23 protein-coding genes and 2 pseudogenes are annotated in these 22,769 nt (G+C 61.3%); 12 read left to right on the top strand and 13 right to left on the bottom strand.

Annotated elements, in window-relative coordinates:
• Window positions 1-88 precede the first annotated feature (88 nt).
• The 7 genes from PVE73_RS26555 (at window position 89) to PVE73_RS26585 (ending at window position 6,684) form a co-directional block, all read left to right on the top strand.
• Window positions 89-982 carry a VOC family protein gene (locus PVE73_RS26555; RefSeq protein ID WP_277367613.1) on the top strand — a complete coding sequence of 298 codons (894 nt, stop codon included), beginning with the start codon at window positions 89-91 and terminating at the stop codon, window positions 980-982.
• Between the two features lie 88 nt (window positions 983-1,070).
• Window positions 1,071-2,048 carry a TRAP transporter substrate-binding protein gene (locus PVE73_RS26560; protein WP_277367614.1) on the top strand — a complete coding sequence of 326 codons (978 nt, stop codon included), beginning with the start codon at window positions 1,071-1,073 and terminating at the stop codon, window positions 2,046-2,048.
• A gap of 56 nt (window positions 2,049-2,104) precedes the next feature.
• Window positions 2,105-2,599, top strand: coding sequence for a TRAP transporter small permease subunit (locus PVE73_RS26565; protein WP_277367615.1), 495 nt, complete (start codon window positions 2,105-2,107; stop codon window positions 2,597-2,599).
• The gene (locus PVE73_RS26570) at window positions 2,596-3,885 is read left to right on the top strand and encodes a TRAP transporter large permease (RefSeq protein WP_277367616.1); all 1,290 of its coding nucleotides are present in this window, start codon (window positions 2,596-2,598) and stop codon (window positions 3,883-3,885) included. Before PVE73_RS26565 ends, PVE73_RS26570 begins: the two co-directional genes overlap by 4 nt.
• Window positions 3,886-3,943: 58 nt before the next feature.
• A complete protein-coding gene (locus PVE73_RS26575; protein WP_277367617.1) occupies window positions 3,944-4,981 on the top strand; it encodes an alcohol dehydrogenase catalytic domain-containing protein in 1,038 nt (345 codons plus the stop codon).
• Between the two features lie 82 nt (window positions 4,982-5,063).
• Window positions 5,064-5,936 carry a fumarylacetoacetate hydrolase family protein gene (locus tag PVE73_RS26580; protein ID WP_277367618.1) on the top strand — a complete coding sequence of 291 codons (873 nt, stop codon included), beginning with the start codon at window positions 5,064-5,066 and terminating at the stop codon, window positions 5,934-5,936.
• 46 nt (window positions 5,937-5,982) lie between these two features.
• The gene (locus PVE73_RS26585) at window positions 5,983-6,684 is read left to right on the top strand and encodes a GntR family transcriptional regulator (protein WP_277367619.1); all 702 of its coding nucleotides are present in this window, start codon (window positions 5,983-5,985) and stop codon (window positions 6,682-6,684) included.
• Here the strand turns inward: PVE73_RS26585 and PVE73_RS26590 are convergent.
• Together PVE73_RS26590 and PVE73_RS26595 are read right to left on the bottom strand one after the other, a co-directional pair.
• The gene (locus PVE73_RS26590) at window positions 6,642-7,472 is read right to left on the bottom strand and encodes a hypothetical protein (protein ID WP_277367620.1); all 831 of its coding nucleotides are present in this window, start codon (window positions 7,470-7,472) and stop codon (window positions 6,642-6,644) included. The two genes, PVE73_RS26585 and PVE73_RS26590, sit on opposite strands and share 43 nt — an antisense overlap.
• Window positions 7,469-7,840 (bottom strand): hypothetical protein, encoded by a 372-nt coding sequence (locus tag PVE73_RS26595; RefSeq protein WP_277367621.1) that lies wholly within the window; start codon window positions 7,838-7,840, stop codon window positions 7,469-7,471. Before PVE73_RS26595 ends, PVE73_RS26590 begins: the two co-directional genes overlap by 4 nt.
• A gap of 92 nt (window positions 7,841-7,932) precedes the next feature.
• On the opposite strand from PVE73_RS26595, the gene PVE73_RS26600 reads away from it, so the two are divergent.
• Window positions 7,933-8,601 (top strand): DUF6088 family protein, encoded by a 669-nt coding sequence (locus PVE73_RS26600; protein ID WP_277367622.1) that lies wholly within the window; start codon window positions 7,933-7,935, stop codon window positions 8,599-8,601.
• A 137-nt stretch (window positions 8,602-8,738) separates the two neighbouring features.
• Here the strand turns inward: PVE73_RS26600 and PVE73_RS26605 are convergent, their stop codons facing one another.
• The 6 genes and pseudogenes from PVE73_RS26605 to PVE73_RS26630 form a co-directional block, all read right to left on the bottom strand.
• A complete protein-coding gene (locus tag PVE73_RS26605; protein WP_277367623.1) occupies window positions 8,739-9,602 on the bottom strand; it encodes a TniQ family protein in 864 nt (287 codons plus the stop codon).
• Window positions 9,599-10,480: a TniB family NTP-binding protein gene (locus PVE73_RS26610; RefSeq protein WP_277367624.1), complete on the bottom strand. Its 882-nt coding sequence runs from the start codon at window positions 10,478-10,480 to the stop codon at window positions 9,599-9,601. The genes PVE73_RS26605 and PVE73_RS26610 overlap by 4 nt, the downstream gene beginning before the upstream one ends.
• A gap of 12 nt (window positions 10,481-10,492) precedes the next feature.
• Complete coding sequence (locus PVE73_RS26615) at window positions 10,493-12,106, bottom strand: Mu transposase C-terminal domain-containing protein (RefSeq protein ID WP_277367625.1); 1,614 nt, start codon at window positions 12,104-12,106, stop codon at window positions 10,493-10,495.
• 158 nt (window positions 12,107-12,264) lie between these two features.
• A pseudogene (locus PVE73_RS26620) lies at window positions 12,265-13,031 on the bottom strand (cysteine desulfurase family protein); the annotation flags it as partial.
• A gap of 4 nt (window positions 13,032-13,035) precedes the next feature.
• A complete protein-coding gene (locus PVE73_RS26625; protein ID WP_277367626.1) occupies window positions 13,036-13,386 on the bottom strand; it encodes a DsrE family protein in 351 nt (116 codons plus the stop codon).
• A 27-nt stretch (window positions 13,387-13,413) separates the two neighbouring features.
• Window positions 13,414-13,779: an SHOCT domain-containing protein gene (locus tag PVE73_RS26630; protein ID WP_277367627.1), complete on the bottom strand. Its 366-nt coding sequence runs from the start codon at window positions 13,777-13,779 to the stop codon at window positions 13,414-13,416.
• 690 nt (window positions 13,780-14,469) lie between these two features.
• On the opposite strand from PVE73_RS26630, the gene PVE73_RS26635 reads away from it, so the two are divergent.
• Both PVE73_RS26635 and PVE73_RS26640 read left to right on the top strand, forming a co-directional pair.
• On the top strand, window positions 14,470-15,063 hold the full coding sequence (locus tag PVE73_RS26635) for a DUF6088 family protein (RefSeq protein WP_277367628.1): 594 nt from the start codon (window positions 14,470-14,472) through the stop codon (window positions 15,061-15,063).
• The gene (locus PVE73_RS26640) at window positions 15,056-16,093 is read left to right on the top strand and encodes a nucleotidyl transferase AbiEii/AbiGii toxin family protein (RefSeq protein WP_277367629.1); all 1,038 of its coding nucleotides are present in this window, start codon (window positions 15,056-15,058) and stop codon (window positions 16,091-16,093) included. Before PVE73_RS26635 ends, PVE73_RS26640 begins: the two co-directional genes overlap by 8 nt.
• Here PVE73_RS26640 and PVE73_RS26645 read toward each other — a convergent pair.
• Together PVE73_RS26645 and PVE73_RS26650 are read right to left on the bottom strand one after the other, a co-directional pair.
• Window positions 16,090-16,317 carry a hypothetical protein gene (locus PVE73_RS26645; RefSeq protein WP_277367630.1) on the bottom strand — a complete coding sequence of 76 codons (228 nt, stop codon included), beginning with the start codon at window positions 16,315-16,317 and terminating at the stop codon, window positions 16,090-16,092. The two genes, PVE73_RS26640 and PVE73_RS26645, sit on opposite strands and share 4 nt — an antisense overlap.
• A 312-nt stretch (window positions 16,318-16,629) precedes the next feature.
• Window positions 16,630-16,815, bottom strand: coding sequence for a hypothetical protein (locus PVE73_RS26650; protein WP_277367631.1), 186 nt, complete (start codon window positions 16,813-16,815; stop codon window positions 16,630-16,632).
• A 230-nt stretch (window positions 16,816-17,045) separates the two neighbouring features.
• Between PVE73_RS26650 and PVE73_RS26655 the strand changes: the two are divergent.
• Together PVE73_RS26655 and ftsH are read left to right on the top strand one after the other, a co-directional pair.
• Window positions 17,046-17,221 (top strand): annotated as a pseudogene (locus tag PVE73_RS26655) (ZIP family metal transporter); the annotation flags it as partial.
• Between the two features lie 121 nt (window positions 17,222-17,342).
• Window positions 17,343-19,190, top strand: coding sequence for an ATP-dependent zinc metalloprotease FtsH (gene ftsH, locus PVE73_RS26660; protein WP_277367632.1), 1,848 nt, complete (start codon window positions 17,343-17,345; stop codon window positions 19,188-19,190).
• A gap of 126 nt (window positions 19,191-19,316) precedes the next feature.
• On the opposite strand, the gene PVE73_RS26665 is transcribed toward ftsH, so the two are convergent.
• The 3 genes from PVE73_RS26665 to PVE73_RS26675 are packed head-to-tail and all read right to left on the bottom strand — an operon-like array spanning window position 19,317 to window position 22,684.
• On the bottom strand, window positions 19,317-20,180 hold the full coding sequence (locus PVE73_RS26665; protein ID WP_277367623.1) for a TniQ family protein: 864 nt from the start codon (window positions 20,178-20,180) through the stop codon (window positions 19,317-19,319).
• Window positions 20,177-21,058, bottom strand: coding sequence for a TniB family NTP-binding protein (locus PVE73_RS26670; protein ID WP_277367624.1), 882 nt, complete (start codon window positions 21,056-21,058; stop codon window positions 20,177-20,179). Before PVE73_RS26670 ends, PVE73_RS26665 begins: the two co-directional genes overlap by 4 nt.
• Window positions 21,059-21,070: 12 nt before the next feature.
• Window positions 21,071-22,684 carry a Mu transposase C-terminal domain-containing protein gene (locus PVE73_RS26675; protein ID WP_277367625.1) on the bottom strand — a complete coding sequence of 538 codons (1,614 nt, stop codon included), beginning with the start codon at window positions 22,682-22,684 and terminating at the stop codon, window positions 21,071-21,073.
• Window positions 22,685-22,769: the final 85 nt, after the last annotated feature.

The following is a 22,769-nucleotide window of genomic DNA, read 5'->3' on the forward strand; positions in this document are numbered from 1 at the left end:
CAGATTTTTCGAATCTATTTCGCGTTGCTCCGGTCGCTTTTGTTGCCGGAAGGAGCGCTTTGCGGACGAAAAAGTGGGGTGTATTCCGATGGTAAGGGTATGTCGGCTTGCTGCCGTGACGATGGAGACGCCGGATCTTCCGCGCTCGGTTGCGCACTACAGTTCCGTAATGGGTCTGGCGCAGACCTCCGTCTCGGCAACCGAAGCCTATCTGGGGGTTGACCGCGAACGTCACAGCCTGAACCTCATGCGGGGCTCTCGGCCCGTATGCACGAAGCTCTCGTTTCAGATTGCGGTGGACGCCGATCTGGCAGAGCTGTCGCGGCAGATCGAGGCGCTGGGCGTCCGCACCGAACGCGTAACCGATCCAGAACCGTCGATTTCGTCCGCACTACGCTTCCTAGACCCCAAGGGCACCATCATTCAGATTCACGGCAGCCCGGGGCCTTCGGGCAACAGGGCGGCCGGCACCGGGATCGCACCGGTCAAACTCGGTCATATCGCCTTCAACGTCGTTGACCGTGACACGCTGGCGAAGACCCACGGATTCTATTCAGAGGGACTCGGGTTCAGGGTCTCGGATTGGATTTCGGATTTCTTCGTCTTCATGCGGTGCAATCCCGATCACCACACCTGCAACTTCCTGCTTGGAAGCGGCAACAAGATGCATCACCTTGCCTTCGAGTTGCGGGACTGGGCCCATATGCAAAACGCCGCCGATCTTCTGGCCCAGCGCGATATCGAACTCATCTGGGGTCCCGGGCGCCATGGTCCCGGCCACAATATCTTTCTCTACTATCGAGACCCGGACGGCAACATCATCGAACTCTTCTGCGAGCTCGACCGAATCCTGGATGAGGACCTCGGGTGGTTCGACGCGCGCCCCTGGCACAAGGACTATCCGCAGAAGCCGAAGGTGTGGGAGGACTCGCCGAAGGCGGTAAACATCTGGGGCCCGCCCCCGCCGGAGGGGTTCCTCTGATCGAGGGCCGGCAACTGCTGGAGCGCCAGGTGTCGCCGGGCGGGGCGATACGGCAAGACTGAGTTCAGGGAAAATGGGAGGAGTTGCTATGAAGTATCTGTTCAAGGTGATCGCTGCTGCATGCGCGATGGGCCTGACGGCGGTTTCCGCGCAGGCGGAGACGGATCTGAGCTTCGCCGTTCTGATCAATCCGCCAGGTCCGGAGTTCGAAGCGCTCGACTTTTTCGTCAAGCGCGTTGAGGAACTGTCCAAGGGCGACTTGAAGATTTCGGTCTTTCCGGGGGGGCAGCTTGGCAATACCCGCGAGAACATCGAACAACTTGGCGTCGGTCAGGTTGCCCTTGCGCTGCACGGCGATGAACTGATCTCGGGCCTGGTGCCCGAATATTCAGCGGTCATAACGCCCTTTGTCTTTCCCAGCACGGAAGCCGTATTCGACTTTTGGAGAAGCGATGCCGGGAAGGCGGCGATTGCGCAAATCGAAACGCGCGGCGGGATCAGGGTGATCGGCATAATGCGGCGCGGACAGCGCCAACTGACCGCCAACAAGCCAATCCCGGCACCGGCGGATCTCGCAGGACTGAAGCTGCGTATCCCCGAGATCGCCAGCTGGATCGAAATCTGGTCCACGCTCGGCGCCAAACCAACGCCGGTAACCTTCACCGAGGTATTCGGGGCGTTGCAGATGGGCGTGATCGGCGGTCAGGAGAATCCCTGCATCATCATCGACCAAGCAAAGCTCCATGAGGTTCAGGATTACCTGATGATGACCTCGCATCTGCCGGTTGCCTGGTACTGGGGCATGAGTAAGAAGGTCTATGACACGCTCACCGAGACCCAGCGGGAGGTACTGATGAAAGCCGCCGCAGAGGCCGCCGAACTTGGTGATACGCGTACCGCCACCTTGGAGAAAGAGGCCTGCGACCGGCTGGTGTCGGAACGCGGCATGACACTGGTGACCCCCGACCGGGAGGCCTTCAAGAAAGCTGTCATTCCAGCGATCGAGACTCTTTCAAAGAGCTGGTCGCCTGATATGAAGAAATACTTGGAAGACAACCTCAAATAACCTTCCAGACGACGCCGAATCGCGTGATCACGAGACCGACCGATAAGGAGCTCGTTGTGGAGAGACGAAATGCGCCGTGGGTGGACGGGGTGTCGAAGGCTAGCGCGTGGCTGGTGGCAGCCATATTCGCCGCAATGTATTTGTGTGTCATGCTGCAGATAGTCGCGCGCTATGCAATAGACTTCCCGGTCGCCTGGACGGAGGAGTTGGCGCGCTTCTTGCTGACAGCTATCACCTTTGTCGGCGCCACGATCCTGTGGATCCGCCATGGACATATTGCCACGGACTTCCTGATCAGCGGGATGCCTGACAAGGGAATAGCCTCGGTGAAAGCGCTGATGAACCTGCTGGCCTTCGTGCTGTTCCTGGCGATGGTCTTCGGATCGTGGACAATGAGCGTCTGGACATGGGAACGCTCTGCCTCCTCGATGAGCTGGTTCCGGATCGGATACCTGTACGCCATGGTTACGGCGTGCGCGGCGGTGATGATGATCTTCGCCGCGCGCGACGTCCTGGCCTGCATCGGGCAAATGCGCGGAGACCGGCGATGACGCTTCTGCTGCTTTTCCTTGGCGTGCTGATCATTCTGACTCTGCTGGGAATGCCGATTTTCACGGCCATCGGCATTTCCGCCCTGGTTGGAATGCTGGTGCATTATGGCCCGACCGAGGTGCCTTATACGATCATCGCGCAGAAGTTTCTGTACGGAGTGAACAGCTTTCCACTGATGGCGGTGCCATTGTTCATCCTCGCCGGCAAGATCATGAACGTCGGCACGGTCACGACAAGAATCTTCGATTTCGTCCGCTGCCTGGTGGGTCACTGGCGGGGTGGATTGGCACAGGCCAATGTGCTGTCGTCGGTATTTTTCGCGGGGATGTCCGGCTCGGCCCTGGCCGATGCGATGGGGATGGGGCAGATCGAGATTAAGGCGATGCGCGATAGCGGCTACGACGAGGAGTTCTCGGCCGGGATCACGGCGGCGTCATCGACGATCGGGCCGATCATCCCGCCCAGCATTCCGCTGATCATCTTCGGCGTCATGGCAAACACCTCGATCACCGCCATCCTGATCGCCGGCTTGCTGCCGGGTTTGCTGATGGCCGGGTCCCTGATAGTCATGTCCTACGTGATGGCGCGCCGTCGCGGCTACCAGAAGAGCGCAAGGCCGGATCTGGCCACCCTGATCTTGGCGACCAAGCGCGCGATTCTGCCGCTTCTTACGCCGATCATCATCCTCAGCGGCATGATCTTCGGGGTCGTCACCCCGACCGAGGCAGCGGCGATCGCCGTCACCTATTCACTCCTTCTGGCGATGTTCATCTACCGCGAAATGTCGTTCCAAGCGCTGACGGATCTGGTTGTCGAAACGGTCTTCGACAGCGCCTCGGTCCTGATTATCGTCGGAGCATCGGCACTGTTCGGCTGGATCCTGGTGTTTTCTAAGGTGCCGCAGGAACTTGTCGCGATGTTCAGCGATCTCGGCTTGGGCACGGTATCGACGCTGATGGTCATCAACCTGCTGCTGCTCGCAGTCGGGTTGTTTCTGGAGGCCAGCGCCGCGATCGTGATCTTCACACCGATGCTTCTGCCACTGGCGCTGGCGGTCGGGGTCGACCCGGTACACTTCGGGATCATCATGGTATTCAATCTGATGATCGGGCTGCTGACCCCACCGATGGGGCTAACGCTATTCGCGGTCGGAAAAATCTCCGGCCTGCCGCTAAACGCTATGACGCGCGCGGTGATGCCGTTCTATCCGGCATTGCTGATTGGATTGCTGATTGTGACATTTGTGCCGGAAGTGTCGCTGCTTCTGCCAGGGCTGCTGAAATGAGGTTGCGCGGTTTCCATCGGGCCAGCGTCCCGATCGGCATATCACCGGAGGATGCGAAATGATCGGTCTTTGCAAGATTGCACCGGCGGCGGGCGCGCTTGGCTTCCATGACGTGGAGCCAAGGCAGCCGGGCTATGGAGAGGTATCCATCCGTGTTTCGGCGGCGGGAATTTGCGGAACGGATCTGCACATCCAACGCTGGGTGCCGTGGATCCGCAAACTGGCCAAATCCCTCCCGGTCGTCCTGGGACATGAATTTAGCGGCGTCGTCGAGGCAGTCGGCGAGGGAGTCGCGGGTATCCGGGTCGGCGATCACGCAAGCTGCGAAAGCCACATTTCCTGCGGCCACTGCTACACGTGCAAGATGGGGCGCGCGCATCTGTGTGAAAACACCACATATCCGGGGCTGAGCTTCAACGGCGCCTTCGCCGAACACGTCGTGGTGCCGGCGTCCATCGTATGGGTCAATTCCAAGTCCCTGCCACATGAGCATGCGGCGATGATGGAGCCCTTCGGAACCGCCGTTCAATCGGTTCTAGCGGCCGAAGGCGTGACCAACCTCAATGTTCTTGTGCTCGGCTGCGGACCGGTGGGCGCCATGACCACAGCCACGGCGAGGGCCTGCGGCGCAAGGTCGATTGTGACGACGGATGTCCTTCCCCACCGTCTGCAGACGGCGCGCAAGCTCGGCGCCGATCGGGTGGTCAATGCCCTCGAGCAGGACGTGATCGCCATTTGCAACGATATGTCCAACGGCAACGGAATGGATGTGGTGGTTGAGACCAGCGGCAGCGGCAGCGCCTTGCAACAAGGTGTCGAGGCGCTGACGCCCGGCGGCAGCCTTCGGCTCGTCGGTCTTTCGGACAGCACCACCCCTATGCAGTTCACACCCTGGGTGCGCAAGGGTCTGCGGGTGGAGGGTATTCACGGGCGCCGTCTGTTCGAAACCTGGGTTCATTCATCGCGGCTGATCGAAAGCGGTCGCGTCGATATGAGCCAGTTCATCAGCCATCGGTTGCCGCTTGCGGAAGGGCTGCGAGGTTTCGACATGGCTGCGAGGGGCGAGGCCGACAAGGTCATGCTCATTCCGGGATGACAGAAAAGCACGGCGATCATGCTGGCCGGCCTTGGCAGCATTGTGCACGCTTGCCGGGAAATCGTGGAACAGGAGATGAATAGTGCGGCTCACAAGTTTTTGTCATGAAGACGGAATCCCCTGCGTCGGAATTGTCACAGCCGGGGGTATCGTTGATCTTTCCAGGGCGGCGCCGACGCTGCCGCGCGGCCTGAAGCAGTTGCTTCGGGCGGGTTATTCTGCGCTGCAAGCTGCTGAAACGGCTGCGAAAGAGGCCGCGGCCACGGCCATTTTCGATCCGGGCGCAGTCACTTTGCTGCCGCTGGTGCCCGACGCGGGAAAGGTGCTGTGCGTCGGAATGAATTACAGCGATCATATAGCGGAGGCAGGTGCCGTTCCGCCCGGGTTCCCGGTGTTTTTCATCCGGGCTTTGACCTCTCTCGTTGGACATGGGCAGGCTATGGTGGTGCCGAAGGTGTCGCATCAATTCGACTACGAAGGGGAACTCGCGGTCGTGATCGGCAAAGCGGGCCGCTATATCGAGCAAGCCTCCGCGCTGGCTCACGTCGCCGGATATTCCGTTTTCAATGACGGCTCGGTGCGCGACTATCAACTTGAGCGCGGTCCGCAATGGACAATGGGGAAGAATTTCGATTTTAGCGGCGCCCTGGGACCGTGGCTCGTCACGCCGGACGAATTGCCAGAAGGTGGGCGCCAGCTGACTCTGCAGACGCGGCTGAACGGGCAGGTGGTACAGGATTCCAATACATCGAATATGATCTATGACGTGGCATACTTAATCGCCTATGCTAGTCAAGCCATGACGCTGGAAGTTGGCGACGTGATCGTGACGGGCACTCCGGAAGGAGTGGGGTTTTCGCGCAAGCCGCCGATCTTCATGAAGAACGGCGACATTTGCGAGGTCGAGATCGAGGGGATCGGCAACCTGCGCAACCCGGTCATGGGCGAAGCATAGTGGAAATAGAGCTTCCCCGATTTCATGGACGGCTAGGTAACCGGGAATGGGCGAGATGCTTCCTGCGGTGACGTCTGATGCAGGGCGCGCCGCGGCAACAACGCGGGCATCGGTCGTCTACAGCCGGATGCGCGAGGACATCCTTTCGGGCGCGCTGCCTCCCAATCAGCATCTGATGATGGAATTCCTAAAGGAGCGGTACCAGACCGGCATCAGCCCCCTGCGCGAGGCGCTGAGTCGTCTTGCGATGGAAAAACTTGTGATTCTGCAGGACCGGCGGGGTTTTAGCGTGGCACCGATAAGCCATGATGAACTAATCGACCTGTTCGAAACCCGCTGCTTGGTCGAGGAACAAGCATTGAGAAAGGCCATGGCTGTACCGCGAAATTTCGAATGGCTCGAAGTCGTCGCGCTCGCGTACCATCGGCTCGGCTTCGTGCCGCGGTTCCAGGGGCAGGGTACCGGCGAGTTCAACCTCGAGTGGGAGCAGCTTCACAAGCGGTTTCACATGGCGCTTGTATCGGGATGCGGTCTACCCACGCTAGTGGCGTTCTGCAAGCAGCTTAATGACCGGACCGATAGGTACCGCCGGCTTTCCGTTCGCCAGGAACGGTCCTCGCGAGATCCGGCCAAAGAACATGGCATGATCTTCGATGCGGTTATGAAAGGGGATGTGGAACTGGCGGTCAAACACTTGCGGAACCACTATATGTTAACCGCTCGATTGTTAGGCCCAGTGACCTCATAGCTGTTGAAACGGTTCTGTCGCAAACTTGGAAATGGGGTAGTGAACGGCCATTTCGGCCTGTCCGTCAGGCAGCGAGGATATCGAACTGCTCGGCGATCGACGGACTGGGATTGTAGGCATACCTCGCCTGCCCACAGCACGTCCATGATATCTTCGACCGAGCCCACCCTCGTCAGGCAGTAAATCAGCGGCATCAGGACCGAGGCGCGGGATTCGAGGGAGATAAGCGCCTCGGCGCGGGGCGAACGTTCATAGTAAGAGGCGGAGAGGCCAGCGATCTCGGCGAGGATCTCAGCGCTGTTGGCCGTCCAAGAGGGCAGATCGTCGGTGGCCACTGCCATCGCCTGGAAGATCTCATGCTCCCTCAGATGCTCCCTTCGAGTCTCGAGGAGGTGCCGTGCCCATTGGACGGGCGTGCGATCCGTCCATTGCGCCGCATGCGTCAGGAAAAGCATCTCGATCCGCGCTTTGGTCTCGGCGTCGACAAAGTCCTGCTGCGCGAGGTGAAACACCGCTTTGGTCAGGCCCTCGGCACCGAGATGACCCCGTGTGGTCGCCCAGTTGGCCATCGCTATCGTCGCCTCCACGCCGGCGCGGAGATCGCCATTCGCCAGAGCCCTCAGCACGGCGCGGCTCGAATAGTCGAAGAAGTCGCGGCAATGGTTGTCGAGGCCGCCGAATTTTCGGGCGAGCATGTAGGCTGTGTGGATCCAGTCGACGACGAATGGCAGCACAGCTTCGTTGAGCTCGCGCGGCGCACCATCATAGGGAGGCAGCGCGTAGTTCACGTTGTTGACCCTCGCCGCTGGATCGTGTGCCCGGGATATTCCCAGAGCACCCAGCCGTAGCAATCGCCAAGCTTGCCCAATGACAGGGTTCGCTGCGCCGGAACGACCGCCGCTAGGAGCCGCACGCAGTCGATGCAGCTGGCAGTGGCCTCGTCCGGCGCTCTGGCGGTTTGTTGGATGATGTCAGTCCTGATAGTTGCCGATAATGCGAGCATCCGCTCGTCGTTCTCTTCAATCAGCCGGTGCTGAAGTCGCACGATGAGGTCGCAAACGTCGACGCCCCTTGTCCGCCAGTCGAAATCCTCGTCCCAAGGCGCAATCTGTGGGTACGATGCGTGCGTCAGCGGAAACATCTCTGAGAGCGTCATTAAGTGCGTGCTCCATGGCAGGCTTGTCCGAAACTTGTAGCATATTTCGGACGGCTATTGCGACTGTGCGAAACTTGTAGCATATTTCGGACATGGCAACAGTCGAACACGACACCGATATTCGCTCGCGCGTGCTCGCGCGCATCGAGTCCAAGCTCGAGGAAGTTTGGACCCCCGGCGACTTTGCCGATCTCGGCGCCCGCGCCGCGGTGGACAAAACCCTGCAGCGCCTAGCGGCCGCCGGGGATATTCGCCGGATTGACCGTGGTCTCTATGACCGGCCCCGAACGAACACCCTGACCGGCCGGGCCACTGTGCCGGATTATCGCGCCGTGATCCGAGCGGTAACGCGCCGCGACAACGCGCGCACCGTCATCGATGGCATGACGGCCGCCAACGATCTGGGGCTCACGACCGCCGTGCCCGCGCGGATCGAGGTGCTGGTCGATGCGAGATTGAGGCCGATCAAACTCGGCGGCCAGGAAATCCACTTCAAGTATGCGGCTCCGAGCCGTCTTTATTGGGCGGATCGGCCGGGGATGCGAGTCGTCCAGGCCCTGCACTGGATGCAGGATATGCTGACCCAGGACAGCGAGCGTAAACGGATCTCGACGACGTTGCGAAAGCTACTGTCTGACCCCAAGCACGGCGAGGCGATCCGGGAGGATCTGCGCGCCGGGCTTTCGGCCGTTCCGATCTGGATGCAGGAGTTCCTGCGCCAACTCCTCAGCCCAACAGCTGGGCCCGAGGGGAAGCCATGACGACCGCGGCCTACCGTCAGATTATTGCCGCCGCGCCACGTGACCGGCTCGATCTGTCGCTTGGCACTTAAACGCAAGAATGCGGCGGTTTTGTCCGGATTGGGCACCTAATCGTGAGAATCCTCGCAGCCAGATTCTCAAATTAACTGCATTTGCCCAGAAGCTCGCAACTTGCCGGCCCGAGCGATCATGTTCTCGGCGGCGTCGGTGAATCGGACCTTGTTGTCACCCATCATGTGACCACGCAGCATCCGGAGCATTTCCGGACCGGCACGCTCGACGATGGCAACGCCTGCAAGCAGAGCCGGCCGCAAGTGAAGCGGCAGGATGGGCTTTGCAGGGGTCGGCAGGTTCACCTGTTCTGCGGCAACGACATGGTCGAGATCGGGAACGATTGCACCGAGCACCCTGTAGCGCCAAAGCTCATGCTCGCGCGGAAGGGGCCAGATCACTCGCCGCATCAGGAGAAGCCGGGCGATTTCGGCTGGCGATGTCCACGTTCGGATGCCACGTTCGGCTTCATCGTCGAGCAGCTTTTCGCCGCGCAGTGCCGCAACGCGATATTGCGGGAAGGGGAGGAGTTCGCGCCGGTTTTCAGCTCGAAGCAGGTCACCGCACAGCGGACATGTGATGCGCCATCCCAGCAGTTGGCTTCGCAGGACCGGCGACGGTCCCGGGCCACCAGGGCTGCAGCTCGTGCAGAACTGCGCTGGTCTCGCGGCGAGGAGCCGATGCGACGACTTCGGCACATCGATGAAGGTCATTCGACGCAAGACGGCCGGTTCGATGGCGAACATGCTGGCGAGGCGGATTTCCTGATCACTGCTCAGATGGAGATCGGCTGATCGCAATGAGGAAACCTCCGGTAGGAAGTGCCGAAGCATGACGAGGGGTGGAACCACGTAAAAGGCAGCGTGCCGGCTAATCCAGGACGACAACAACTCGTCGGTATAGGGCGGCAACCACACCGGCAACTGCCGGGGCGGCGTGTTCTCCGTCATGCGAATGCCGCCTCGGCATCGAATTCCGGCTCCCAGTTCTCGATCGCTGCGTCGGTGATGTGCTCGCGGCCGCTTTCGACGGCCTCGATGGCGAGGCTATTGATCATGTGGAAGATGTTGGCGGTGATCCCCTCGGTGATCTGTAGGATCCGGCGTAAGGATTTCGGCGTGAGCACCGAGGGCCGACGCAGCGGTGTGTTGCGCAGGATCGACACCACCAACGTCTCGAACTGCTCGTTCGCAGCCCATCTGCTCAGTGTGAGTTGGTCGAATCGCCGCGCAAGCTGAACGTCGCCGCTGATCGCCTCGCGCGCATCGTTGACGCCGAAGCAGACCAGCGAGATCTGCAGACGATTGCTGAGGAAGCGAAGAGTGTTCAGAACAATGCGCTGCTCGCGATAGGATCCAGCGAGAATGTTGTGCACCTCGTCGATGACCAGCACCTGCACGCCGATGGCCTCCATGATACGCAGCGCAGCCTGTTCCATCTGGGCGATGTCGGCGCGCGGCCGCTGCGGCGCGCCGAGAAGGGTGAGCAGCTCGGCGTAGAAGCGCCGTTCACCGGGGCGGCTGGTCATTTCCATAGCAAGGACCGGCGTCTTCAGGGTGCCCGTCGCCGGATTGAAGCTCGGCGGGTGTTCGTCCCGGAACCGCTTCATGATCATAGTCTTCCCCATGCCGCTGTCGCCATAGATCGCGACCGAGGGCATGCGCGTGCCTCGCGGATGGTCGAGGAGCGCGCTCAGCCGGTCGAGCGCCTGTTTGGCGCGAGGGTAAAGCACCCAGCGGCGCGATCGTATCGCGCGAATGCGCCGCTCGTCGGTTTCGGCAAGCAGCGCGGCGGCGCCGGTGGTCAGGTGGGAGATTTCATCGCTCATGTTCACTCCAGCTCAATCTGTATCCTCAACAAAGGGTACAGGTTTGCTGGAGTCGACGCCGCGGAGCGAGCCCAATCCCCGATCATCCACCTTCGATTTCGAAGAAGCCTTCCCGCGTCGCGCAGCCGCCGTCTTATTGGTTGCCACCTCGACCAATTCTCGCTGTGCGACGGCGGTGCGGACGATGGCGCGCGTGTCCACTTCACGGCGGCCTTTGGCCAGCAAGCTGCGTCGGGCGGTCACCGCCTCGTGCAGGGTGATCGAAGGCAACGTCACGTCGGCATAGCGGGCTTCCACGAAGTTTCCTGAAGGCCGCCGGACGAAGATGCGCGCCATGTCACGCGGATCGTATTTGACAAGCAAGCGCCGTTCAGAACGCCCGACGTCGGCGCTGAGCGCCGCGGACCAATAACGCAGGCCAAACAGGTGAATACCGGTCGGCCGCAAGGTGCGCTCCTGCTCCGGCAGGAACGCCAGCCAGAAGCGCATTCGATCTTGTGGCAACCGAAGCGGGATTTCGCCCTCGTGCTCCCGCCATATCGCGATCGGCGGTCGACCCAGACTGCCGTGGATCGATTGATGGTAGGCGCCGACGATGTCGAGAGCGATGTAGCGCTCGAGCTCCCTCAGAGTCAGGGCCGCATGGCGCTTGGAGTTGTAGTCGCCCAACTCCTGTTCGTTGCTGAACGTTGTTCCGGGCAGGAGATGCAGCCTCCCCATCTGCGTGCCGATCAGGCGCTCGATATGACCGCCGAAACGCGGCTCACCCGGTGGCCGCCACTCGATCGCGATGCCGGCGTCCTGGCATCCTCGCTTGAAGGCCCGGCTGCGGAAGTCAGGGCCATTGTCGACGTGCACCGTGTCCGGCAGGCCGGCGACGGGCCAAGGCTCCGTTATCTCGCGTTCCCGCAGCCATGCCGATTTGTCGAACACGGAGTGTAGCAGGCACAGGCTGGTCGACAGGCGGGACGGCGCCTCCATCGTGAGATAGAAGCCGGTCACCATCCGGCTGCAGACATCCATCGCTAGCGTCAGCCATGGTCGTCCGATCGGCTGCCGCGTCTCTTCGTCAACGACGAAGATGTCGGCCTTGGTATGGTCGATCTGCACCACTGCCAGGGGACGAGAGGCCTCAAACGATCCGGGAACGGCCGTTGTCGCCTTGAAGATCTTCTGTTCGCCGCGGCGCTTGGCTCGTTTCTGGAGGTCGATGTCCTTGAGGCGGGTCACTATCGTTCGGCGATGCGGCGGCTTCAGTCCAACCGAGATGCAGTTTGTCTGCACGTCCCGCACCAACTGCGAGATCGTCGGTCGGGTCCGCTTCAGGTAGAACCTTTTGATAGTCTTGCTAACGATCTCCTCCCGCTTCTCGTCCAGCGTACGATGACCCTCAGGCCGTCCGCGCTTACGATCGACAAGAGACAGAACGGTCCCGCCGGCGCGGAACAGCTTGATCAGCCGGTAGGCCGTCGCCTGGCTGACATTCATCTCGGCAGCGAGCCCGGAAACGTCTGCCGCGGTCGCACCGTCAGGATTGCGCTTCAGGAATTCACGGATCGCATCCGCCCGCCGGCAAGCTTCATCCCAAAGCGCTTCGTCAATCTCGTCAGGAAATGGATCGTTCATGGCAGGCTCGCGAGGAAACATCGCGAACCTCATTCTCACATTAAGTGACAAAAACCAATGCGCATTATCGAATTAACTGCCCATTCGCAAATTAAGTGCCAGCGTAAGCATCTGAAATCATTGAGGCATGATTCTCATAATTAAGTGCCAAGCGACACCAGGTCCTGGACCAGTTCGCAGGCCGCGCCCAGACCGGTGGCAAGCAACACGCTTTCCGTGCCGGCCCGTCGGCCGCTCTCATGACCCGCACCATGGATCAGGGGTTCGAGTTCAACACCATGGCGCACAAACAGCGCCCCAACCCCCTTCGGCGCGTAGAGTTTGTGCCCGGCAATTGTCAGGAGGTCGACGCCAAGATCGTCCACGCGCGCCGGAATCTTGCCGGCCGACTGCGCGGCGTCGGTGTGAAACCGGATCTCACGCTCTCGCGCGATGGCACCGATCTCCTCGATCGGCTGAACGGTGCCGACCTCATTGTTGGCGTGCATGACGCTGATCAGAATGGTGCGCGGTGTGATCGCCCGGTGCACATCCTCGGGGTCGACCCGGCCCGTCGAGTCCACTGGAAGGTATGTGACCCTCGCACCAAGCCACTCGAAGAACCGGCGAGGAGCGAGGACTGCCGGATGCTCGATCGTGGTCGTGATGATGTGGTCGCCCTTTTCGCGGAGCGCAAAGAACGTACCTTTAAGCGCCAGATTATTGCTTTCGCTGCCGCCACTCGTGAACACGATCTCCGCAGGTGTTGAGCCGAGCAGCGCGGCAACCTGGGCGCGCGCGCGCTCCAGGACGGCCTTGGCGGGCGTGCTTGCCCAATGACCGCTGGAAGGATTGCCGAAGGCCTCCTCCAGTATGGCCGGATCGCGGCGACGGCCGCCGGGTCGATCGGCGTGCTCGCATTGTAGTCGAGATAGATCCGGGTCATCAGCTCAGAACACCAGCACCTTATCGGCGCCAAGCGTCGCATCCCCGAGTTCATCCATGGTGCTGCGCTTCGCGCCGACCATGACATCATCGTCTGTCATGCCGCGCGCGTCCATGCAGGTGCCGCAGAGCAACACGGCACCTTTCGCGAGCACGCGCTTGAGCATGCGTTCCATATTGTAGTAGCCGTCCGGCGTCTTCTGCCCCTTGCGTGCGGCGATGACGGTGTCAGCCATCAAGAAGATGGTGATCTCCGCCACCGGATCCTTCTTAATCAGCGTGTGAGCGAGGCGAAGGGCGTTGTAGCAGCGCTCGGTGCCATAAGGCGGATCATTCAGGATGAGCAGGGTCTTCATGCGCGTGGTCTCCGGTGTGGATGCGGTTCATTCGCCGAGAATACGTCGGCGCTCCTCGAACTCTTGCTTGTCGATCTCGCCCCGCGCGAAGCGTTCCTTGAGGATGTCGAGCGATGTTCGCGCCGGTGGCGGCTGATGCGCTGCGGCGGCCTGCCATGGTCCGCCGAGCCAGCGCACGAGGAGAACGGCGATCGCGACCACGATGGCGAGCGCAAGGATCATGAAAATCGGACCGAAGATCATTCCCGGCCATCCGCCGCCCCATCCCATCATATGCGGGCCCCACCCATAGCGACCGAAATCGGGAGACGTCTGTTGCGCCCACGCAGCAACGGGCAGAAGGGCAATCGCGGCGCCTGCGGCCGCTACTGTCGATATCCGAATTTTTGTCATGTTCCTGCTCCTTCGAGGGTGGTTGTGCCGTCCGCTGCCTGCGTCCGGTAATACGTTGGGGCCGGTTCGCTCTCTTTCGCCGATCTCGACCGGCCGACCTTCGCGATTCCATTGCTCCATGCCGCCGCGGAGAACGCCGACATCGCGAAAACCGGCGTCGCTGAGGAGCGTAGCCGCAGCCGCGGAACGCTTGTCCGTCTTGCAGACGAGAATGACGGATTGGTCCCGAGATGCCCTGATCTCGATCAAACGTTTAGGCAACTCGCCAAGTGGCAGGTTGAGCGCCGAGGCGATATGGCCGAGCCCGCCTTCAAATTCGTCCGGCCCACGCACGTCGACGACGGTGATGCTGTCCCGTGAAGCCGATCTGCGAGTGTGCTCACGTCGATCCACCGGTGTTTTTCGCCTTGCAATCGCCTGACCAGTCGCGGCAGGAAGGCGATGGCCGCGAGCAGTCCGAGCGCTATCAGGCCGTAGCGGATCGCGGAGGCATCGCCGGCGAGTGCCTCACGTCCGGCATGACCGAGCCAGGTATAGGCGACCGCGCCCGGCGCCATGCAGATGGTTTATGGCGAAACTCACATCGCCCAAGCTGAAGGCGACGTGTCGTCTGCGCTCTTGATTGTCAGAAAAAGATACCCTATTTTCTGACACATGACGGCAGCCACAACACCAGTATCCGATCGTATCATGCGACGCGTCCGCGCTGGCGGGCGTGGCGGTGTTTTCACGCCCAGTGACTTTCTGGATGTGGCAGGGCGCGCCGCCGTCGATCAGGCCCTCTCCCGCTTGGTCAAGAGTGGGAAGCTGCGCCGCCTGGCGCGTGGCCTCTATGACTATCCGAAGGTCCATCCGAAGCTGGGGCCGCTCTCGCCGGCGCCCGATGACGTTGCGCGTGCACTTGCCCGGGAGACCGGTTCGCGCGCGCAGATCGCCGGTGCGCACGCAGCCAATGCACTCGGCCTCTCGACGCAGGTTCCTGCTAAGAGCCTCTACCTGACCGACGGGCCCTCACGCCGGATCGTGCTAGGCAAGCGCGTGATCGATCTCCGACACGCGTCACCCAAGCATCTGATCGCGCCGGGCAGTCCAGCCGGGACCGTTGTCCAAGCTCTCCGCCATGTCGGACCGGTCCGCGCCGCTGATGTGGCCCGGGTTGCAGCCCGTCGGCTGTCGGCCAGCGACAAGAGGCTGCTCGCGTCCAACGCGGTCCAGGCTCCGACCTGGATGCGCCCCACGCTGATCTCGATCGGCAACACAGCATCGGAAGCAATAAATGGATAAGGTCGCTCGTCTTCCGGCAGGTGATCGTGCAGCTCTATTTGGCGAAACCGGCGCTCGCCGTGGCGTTGCCAACACGATCATCGAAAAGGACTTTTGGGTCTGCTGGACCTTGAAGCGATTGTTCGGTCTTCCGAAGAACGCGGCCGCCAGCCTGGTCTTCAAGGGCGGAACGTCTCTGTCCAAAGCCTTCGGCATCATCCGCCGCTTCTCCGAGGACATCGACCTGTCCTTCGACCGGGCGGATCTCGGCTACACAGGTGATCGTGATCCGGAGCAAGAGGGCATCAGCCGGAAGAAGGCAGGGCGGCTCATCGATGACCTGGTGGAGGATGTCGAGAGGCATATCGCCGACAGGTTGCTTCCTGCCCTTCGCGCCGCGATCGTCGAGGAGTTCGGCGAACCGCAAAACGATAAGTGGACACTTTCGATCGATGAAGCCGATGCGCAGACATTGAATTTCCACTACCCGATCGCGCTTCCAACGGCCGAATATCAAGGCATGGCGTACATCACGCCGCGGGTGAAGCTCGAACTTGGTGCCCGCGGCGACCCTTGGCCGATTGAGACGAAGGTCATCCACCCTTACGCGGCCGAGGATTTTCCTGACTTCTTCGAGGATCCGGACGCGGCCGTCACAGTACTCTCGGCACGACGAACATTCTGGGAAAAAGCCACGGCCTTGCACGCGGAGGCCAATCGTCCTGCCGCGTCCGCGACGCCGCAATATTTCTCGCGCCACTATTATGATCTCGCCATGCTGCTCGGCTCCGATGAGGGCAAGGCCGCTGCCGCTGATCTTGAGCTTCTGGCAACGGTGGCAAAGCACAAGGCAACCTTCTTTCGCTCGGGCTGGGCAAACTACGATGCGGCGCGTCCAGGCACCTTGCGGCTGATGCCCAACGAGGCGCGGATCAGGGATCTCAGAGCCGACTACCGTGAAATGGCGCCGATGATGTTCGACGACAGCCCGCCGTCCTTCGACGACATTCTCTCCACGATCGAAAAGCTGCAGGAATCCATCAACAGCTAGGCGCAGGCATAGACCGCCGCCGCGCTCGGCAACAGGTTTGGCACATCCTCCGGCACGTCGGCGAGCAGGGCTGTCAGTCCGGCTTTGCGCGACTGCAGCGTCTCGATTTGATCCTTCAACTTGAGCGGCGGGATGCCTGCTAGGATCGCGTCGACCGCCTTCTCCAGTTCCCGCCGCCTTCTGGAGCTCCGAACGCCAAGCGTCGCTATTGCATCGTCGCTCACGGTTAATCCGGTTCATCTCCTCGGCATAGGGACGCATCGCCTAGGCGGCGACTTCGGCCGCCATCATGCGGCGCTTCAAATGTGGCGCCGTTGCGCCCATGGTAGACTGGATGCAACGTCCACCAATTTTTTGCGCAGTACAAGATCACCTGTGCAATCTTCGTGCAGCCACAAGTAAGACGGAGACCATTCCGGCGGGCCTAGCGCGGTGCTGGATGCCGCTGGAGTGGCAAGACTTGTTTCCTCGCCGCTCCGCCGAACCAAGGCGTAATGTGTTCATCTCGCGGAGCGAATGCAGGGGCGAGAGAGTGTTTAGGCCGCCAGGGCCACGCTGGCGATTCCGGCTTTGTCACCAAACCTCGGATTGGTTCCGGCGGGAGCCTCCATTGTCTGCAGTGCGCGGCGGACGCCAGCTACATGCTCATCGGTGACGTCAGCATGCGTGGCAAAGCAGGCGCCGAGCGCGAGGATCTGGAGGAAGGAGGAGGCGGTCTTCATCGTCATCGTCCTGCGGCTGATGTGTTTGTGCCTTTCGGTCGGGCCCGCAGCGCTCTGGGTTCATGCAATAGTCTTGCCGTCCGTGCCTGCGCTCGTGCGGGCCGGTCCACTCATCCATCGTGTCAGTTTGCTTTGAACGCTCTCTACAGCGTTCAGAGTAAATGTAACCACACTGCTCGCAGAGCCGAAATTCGGTCATGTCCCTACGGGTATCCACGGATATGCCGTCAGCTTTCTCGCAATTAATCCTGCCATGGGGGCTGACGTTTGCGGCCGGTGCGATGGTCTATGTCATCAGCCATGAGATCATTCCGGACACGCACCGCAACGGCTTCGAGAAGGAGGCGACGCTGGGGCTGACGGTCGGGCTGTGGTCATGATGTACCTGGACGTCGCCTTTGGATGAAAGGATCACCCCGGCAGGCACGCTGCGCGCTTTCCCGAGCACTGTTGACCGATATCAAGGCCGCGTGCCCCGCCATTTGGAAAAAGGGACGAGTGATCGATACAGCCGCTCAGGCCCGAGTATGAACCGCAAGCACAAGCTCAACATCGGCTACATCATCTTCGTCTTCATCTTGCTCGGGCTCTTCCAGCTTTGGCTCGCCTCGCGCGATGTCGCCCAACTCTCCTACAGCGACCTCATGCGGATGGTGGACAGCGGCAAGGTGGCATCCGTCACCATTACGGAGTCAATGATTCAGGGCCGATTCAGGGAGCCGCAAGAGGGTAAGAACCTGTTCGTATCAGCCAGGGTGGACCCAGATGCGGCGGCGGCGTTCGAAAGGGCAAGCGTCGAGGTCACCGGCGGCACGGATAGCAACTGGTTGACGACCATCCTCTCATGGGTCGTGCCGATCTTGTTCTTCTTCTTCCTGTGGTCGTTCCTGTTTCGCGGCTTTGCCGAAAGGCAGGGCATGGGCGGTCTCGTCAATATCGGTAAATCGAAGGCCAAGGTCTATGTGGAGCGCCAGACAGGGGTAACCTTCGCAGATGTGGCCGGGGTCGATGAGGCCAAGGCCGAGTTGCAGGAGATCGTCTCCTTTCTCAAAGACCGCGAAAAGTACGGCCGGCTCGGAGCGCGGATCCCGAAGGGAATCCTGCTCGTCGGCCCTCCCGGCACGGGCAAGACGCTGATGGCGCGAGCTGTGGCCGGAGAAGCCGGCGTTCCCTTCTTCTCGATTTCCGGTTCGGAATTCGTGGAGATGTTCGTCGGCGTGGGGGCGGCACGTGTGCGCGACCTGTTCGAACAGGCGCGTCAGGCCGCCCCCTGCATCATCTTCATCGACGAACTGGACGCGCTCGGCCGCGCGCGAAGCCCCTTTTCTGGCCTTGGCGGCGGCGATGAGAAGGAACAGACGCTGAACCAGCTTTTGTCGGAACTGGACGGCTTCGATCCGCGCATCGGTATCGTGCTTCTCGCCGCGACCAACCGCCCGGAGATCCTTGATCCGGCGCTGCTGAGGGCAGGCCGCTTCGACCGGCAGGTCGTGCTGGATCGGCCTGATCGCCGAGGCCGGGAGGAGATACTCGCCGTCCATATGAAAAAAATCGTCACCGCCCCTGATATGAAAATCGGCGACATTGCCGCGATAACACCAGGCTTCACCGGCGCGGATCTAGCCAACCTCGTCAATGAAGCAGCGATCTTTGCAACCCGCCGCAACTCGGATGAGGTCACGATGGACGACTTCACGAACGCCGTCGAGCGGATCGTCGCTGGCTCGGAGCGCAGAAGCCGCCTGCTGAAACCGGAAGAACGTGAGAGGATCGCTTATCACGAAATGGGCCACGCGCTGGTGGCCTCGGCCCTGCCAAAGACGGATCCGGTGCATAAGGTCTCCATCATACCGCGCTCGATCGGAGCGCTCGGCTACACGTTGCAGCGGCCGACGGACGACCGCTTCCTGATCACGACCGCCGAGCTCAAGCAACGCATGACGGTTCTCCTGGCGGGCCGAGCCGCCGAAGATATCGTTTTTGGCGAAATCTCCACGGGTGCCGCCGACGATCTGGCCAGGGCAACTGACGTCGCACGCCAGATCGTCACACGCTTCGGCATGAGTGCTAAGGTCGGCCAGGCCGTGCTTGAGGAGCAGAGGCAGCAATATCTGGAGGACAGGATAGGAATTCGTCCGCGCGACTATTCTGAGGCGACGGCACGCGAGGTCGATCTTGCTATCCGGGAAATGATCGACGAGGCCTATGCGATGGCGAAGGACATGCTGCGGGGACGGATGGCGGATCTCAAGGCGGGGGCGGAACTGCTGCTTGAACGCGAGACGATCACGCCGGCGGATTTTCCGCCGCTGCAACGTGACGACGACGCAGAGGCACCCGAACTCCCGGCGATCATGCCAGCCCAAGCCGATTGAGCACGGCTCCTCCAGACAATCTTACGGCGACAACCCTCCAAGCTGTCGCTTGGCACTTAAACGCAAGAATGCGGCGGTTTTGTCCGGATTGGGCACCTAATCGTGAGAATCCTCGCAGCCAGATTCTCAAATTAACTGCATTTGCCCAGAAGCTCGCAACTTGCCGGCCCGAGCGATCATGTTCTCGGCGGCGTCGGTGAATCGGACCTTGTTGTCACCCATCATGTGACCACGCAGCATCCGGAGCATTTCCGGACCGGCACGCTCGACGATGGCAACGCCTGCAAGCAGAGCCGGCCGCAAGTGAAGCGGCAGGATGGGCTTTGCAGGGGTCGGCAGGTTCACCTGTTCTGCGGCAACGACATGGTCGAGATCGGGAACGATTGCACCGAGCACCCTGTAGCGCCAAAGCTCATGCTCGCGCGGAAGGGGCCAGATCACTCGCCGCATCAGGAGAAGCCGGGCGATTTCGGCTGGCGATGTCCACGTTCGGATGCCACGTTCGGCTTCATCGTCGAGCAGCTTTTCGCCGCGCAGTGCCGCAACGCGATATTGCGGGAAGGGGAGGAGTTCGCGCCGGTTTTCAGCTCGAAGCAGGTCACCGCACAGCGGACATGTGATGCGCCATCCCAGCAGTTGGCTTCGCAGGACCGGCGACGGTCCCGGGCCACCAGGGCTGCAGCTCGTGCAGAACTGCGCTGGTCTCGCGGCGAGGAGCCGATGCGACGACTTCGGCACATCGATGAAGGTCATTCGACGCAAGACGGCCGGTTCGATGGCGAACATGCTGGCGAGGCGGATTTCCTGATCACTGCTCAGATGGAGATCGGCTGATCGCAATGAGGAAACCTCCGGTAGGAAGTGCCGAAGCATGACGAGGGGTGGAACCACGTAAAAGGCAGCGTGCCGGCTAATCCAGGACGACAACAACTCGTCGGTATAGGGCGGCAACCACACCGGCAACTGCCGGGGCGGCGTGTTCTCCGTCATGCGAATGCCGCCTCGGCATCGAATTCCGGCTCCCAGTTCTCGATCGCTGCGTCGGTGATGTGCTCGCGGCCGCTTTCGACGGCCTCGATGGCGAGGCTATTGATCATGTGGAAGATGTTGGCGGTGATCCCCTCGGTGATCTGTAGGATCCGGCGTAAGGATTTCGGCGTGAGCACCGAGGGCCGACGCAGCGGTGTGTTGCGCAGGATCGACACCACCAACGTCTCGAACTGCTCGTTCGCAGCCCATCTGCTCAGTGTGAGTTGGTCGAATCGCCGCGCAAGCTGAACGTCGCCGCTGATCGCCTCGCGCGCATCGTTGACGCCGAAGCAGACCAGCGAGATCTGCAGACGATTGCTGAGGAAGCGAAGAGTGTTCAGAACAATGCGCTGCTCGCGATAGGATCCAGCGAGAATGTTGTGCACCTCGTCGATGACCAGCACCTGCACGCCGATGGCCTCCATGATACGCAGCGCAGCCTGTTCCATCTGGGCGATGTCGGCGCGCGGCCGCTGCGGCGCGCCGAGAAGGGTGAGCAGCTCGGCGTAGAAGCGCCGTTCACCGGGGCGGCTGGTCATTTCCATAGCAAGGACCGGCGTCTTCAGGGTGCCCGTCGCCGGATTGAAGCTCGGCGGGTGTTCGTCCCGGAACCGCTTCATGATCATAGTCTTCCCCATGCCGCTGTCGCCATAGATCGCGACCGAGGGCATGCGCGTGCCTCGCGGATGGTCGAGGAGCGCGCTCAGCCGGTCGAGCGCCTGTTTGGCGCGAGGGTAAAGCACCCAGCGGCGCGATCGTATCGCGCGAATGCGCCGCTCGTCGGTTTCGGCAAGCAGCGCGGCGGCGCCGGTGGTCAGGTGGGAGATTTCATCGCTCATGTTCACTCCAGCTCAATCTGTATCCTCAACAAAGGGTACAGGTTTGCTGGAGTCGACGCCGCGGAGCGAGCCCAATCCCCGATCATCCACCTTCGATTTCGAAGAAGCCTTCCCGCGTCGCGCAGCCGCCGTCTTATTGGTTGCCACCTCGACCAATTCTCGCTGTGCGACGGCGGTGCGGACGATGGCGCGCGTGTCCACTTCACGGCGGCCTTTGGCCAGCAAGCTGCGTCGGGCGGTCACCGCCTCGTGCAGGGTGATCGAAGGCAACGTCACGTCGGCATAGCGGGCTTCCACGAAGTTTCCTGAAGGCCGCCGGACGAAGATGCGCGCCATGTCACGCGGATCGTATTTGACAAGCAAGCGCCGTTCAGAACGCCCGACGTCGGCGCTGAGCGCCGCGGACCAATAACGCAGGCCAAACAGGTGAATACCGGTCGGCCGCAAGGTGCGCTCCTGCTCCGGCAGGAACGCCAGCCAGAAGCGCATTCGATCTTGTGGCAACCGAAGCGGGATTTCGCCCTCGTGCTCCCGCCATATCGCGATCGGCGGTCGACCCAGACTGCCGTGGATCGATTGATGGTAGGCGCCGACGATGTCGAGAGCGATGTAGCGCTCGAGCTCCCTCAGAGTCAGGGCCGCATGGCGCTTGGAGTTGTAGTCGCCCAACTCCTGTTCGTTGCTGAACGTTGTTCCGGGCAGGAGATGCAGCCTCCCCATCTGCGTGCCGATCAGGCGCTCGATATGACCGCCGAAACGCGGCTCACCCGGTGGCCGCCACTCGATCGCGATGCCGGCGTCCTGGCATCCTCGCTTGAAGGCCCGGCTGCGGAAGTCAGGGCCATTGTCGACGTGCACCGTGTCCGGCAGGCCGGCGACGGGCCAAGGCTCCGTTATCTCGCGTTCCCGCAGCCATGCCGATTTGTCGAACACGGAGTGTAGCAGGCACAGGCTGGTCGACAGGCGGGACGGCGCCTCCATCGTGAGATAGAAGCCGGTCACCATCCGGCTGCAGACATCCATCGCTAGCGTCAGCCATGGTCGTCCGATCGGCTGCCGCGTCTCTTCGTCAACGACGAAGATGTCGGCCTTGGTATGGTCGATCTGCACCACTGCCAGGGGACGAGAGGCCTCAAACGATCCGGGAACGGCCGTTGTCGCCTTGAAGATCTTCTGTTCGCCGCGGCGCTTGGCTCGTTTCTGGAGGTCGATGTCCTTGAGGCGGGTCACTATCGTTCGGCGATGCGGCGGCTTCAGTCCAACCGAGATGCAGTTTGTCTGCACGTCCCGCACCAACTGCGAGATCGTCGGTCGGGTCCGCTTCAGGTAGAACCTTTTGATAGTCTTGCTAACGATCTCCTCCCGCTTCTCGTCCAGCGTACGATGACCCTCAGGCCGTCCGCGCTTACGATCGACAAGAGACAGAACGGTCCCGCCGGCGCGGAACAGCTTGATCAGCCGGTAGGCCGTCGCCTGGCTGACATTCATCTCGGCAGCGAGCCCGGAAACGTCTGCCGCGGTCGCACCGTCAGGATTGCGCTTCAGGAATTCACGGATCGCATCCGCCCGCCGGCAAGCTTCATCCCAAAGCGCTTCGTCAATCTCGTCAGGAAATGGATCGTTCATGGCAGGCTCGCGAGGAAACATCGCGAACCTCATTCTCACATTAAGTGACAAAAACCAATGCGCATTATCGAATTAACTGCCCATT

Origin of the sequence: Chelativorans sp. AA-79, from assembly GCF_029457495.1 — a bacterium.
Taxonomy (GTDB): Bacteria; Pseudomonadota; Alphaproteobacteria; order Rhizobiales; family Rhizobiaceae; genus Chelativorans.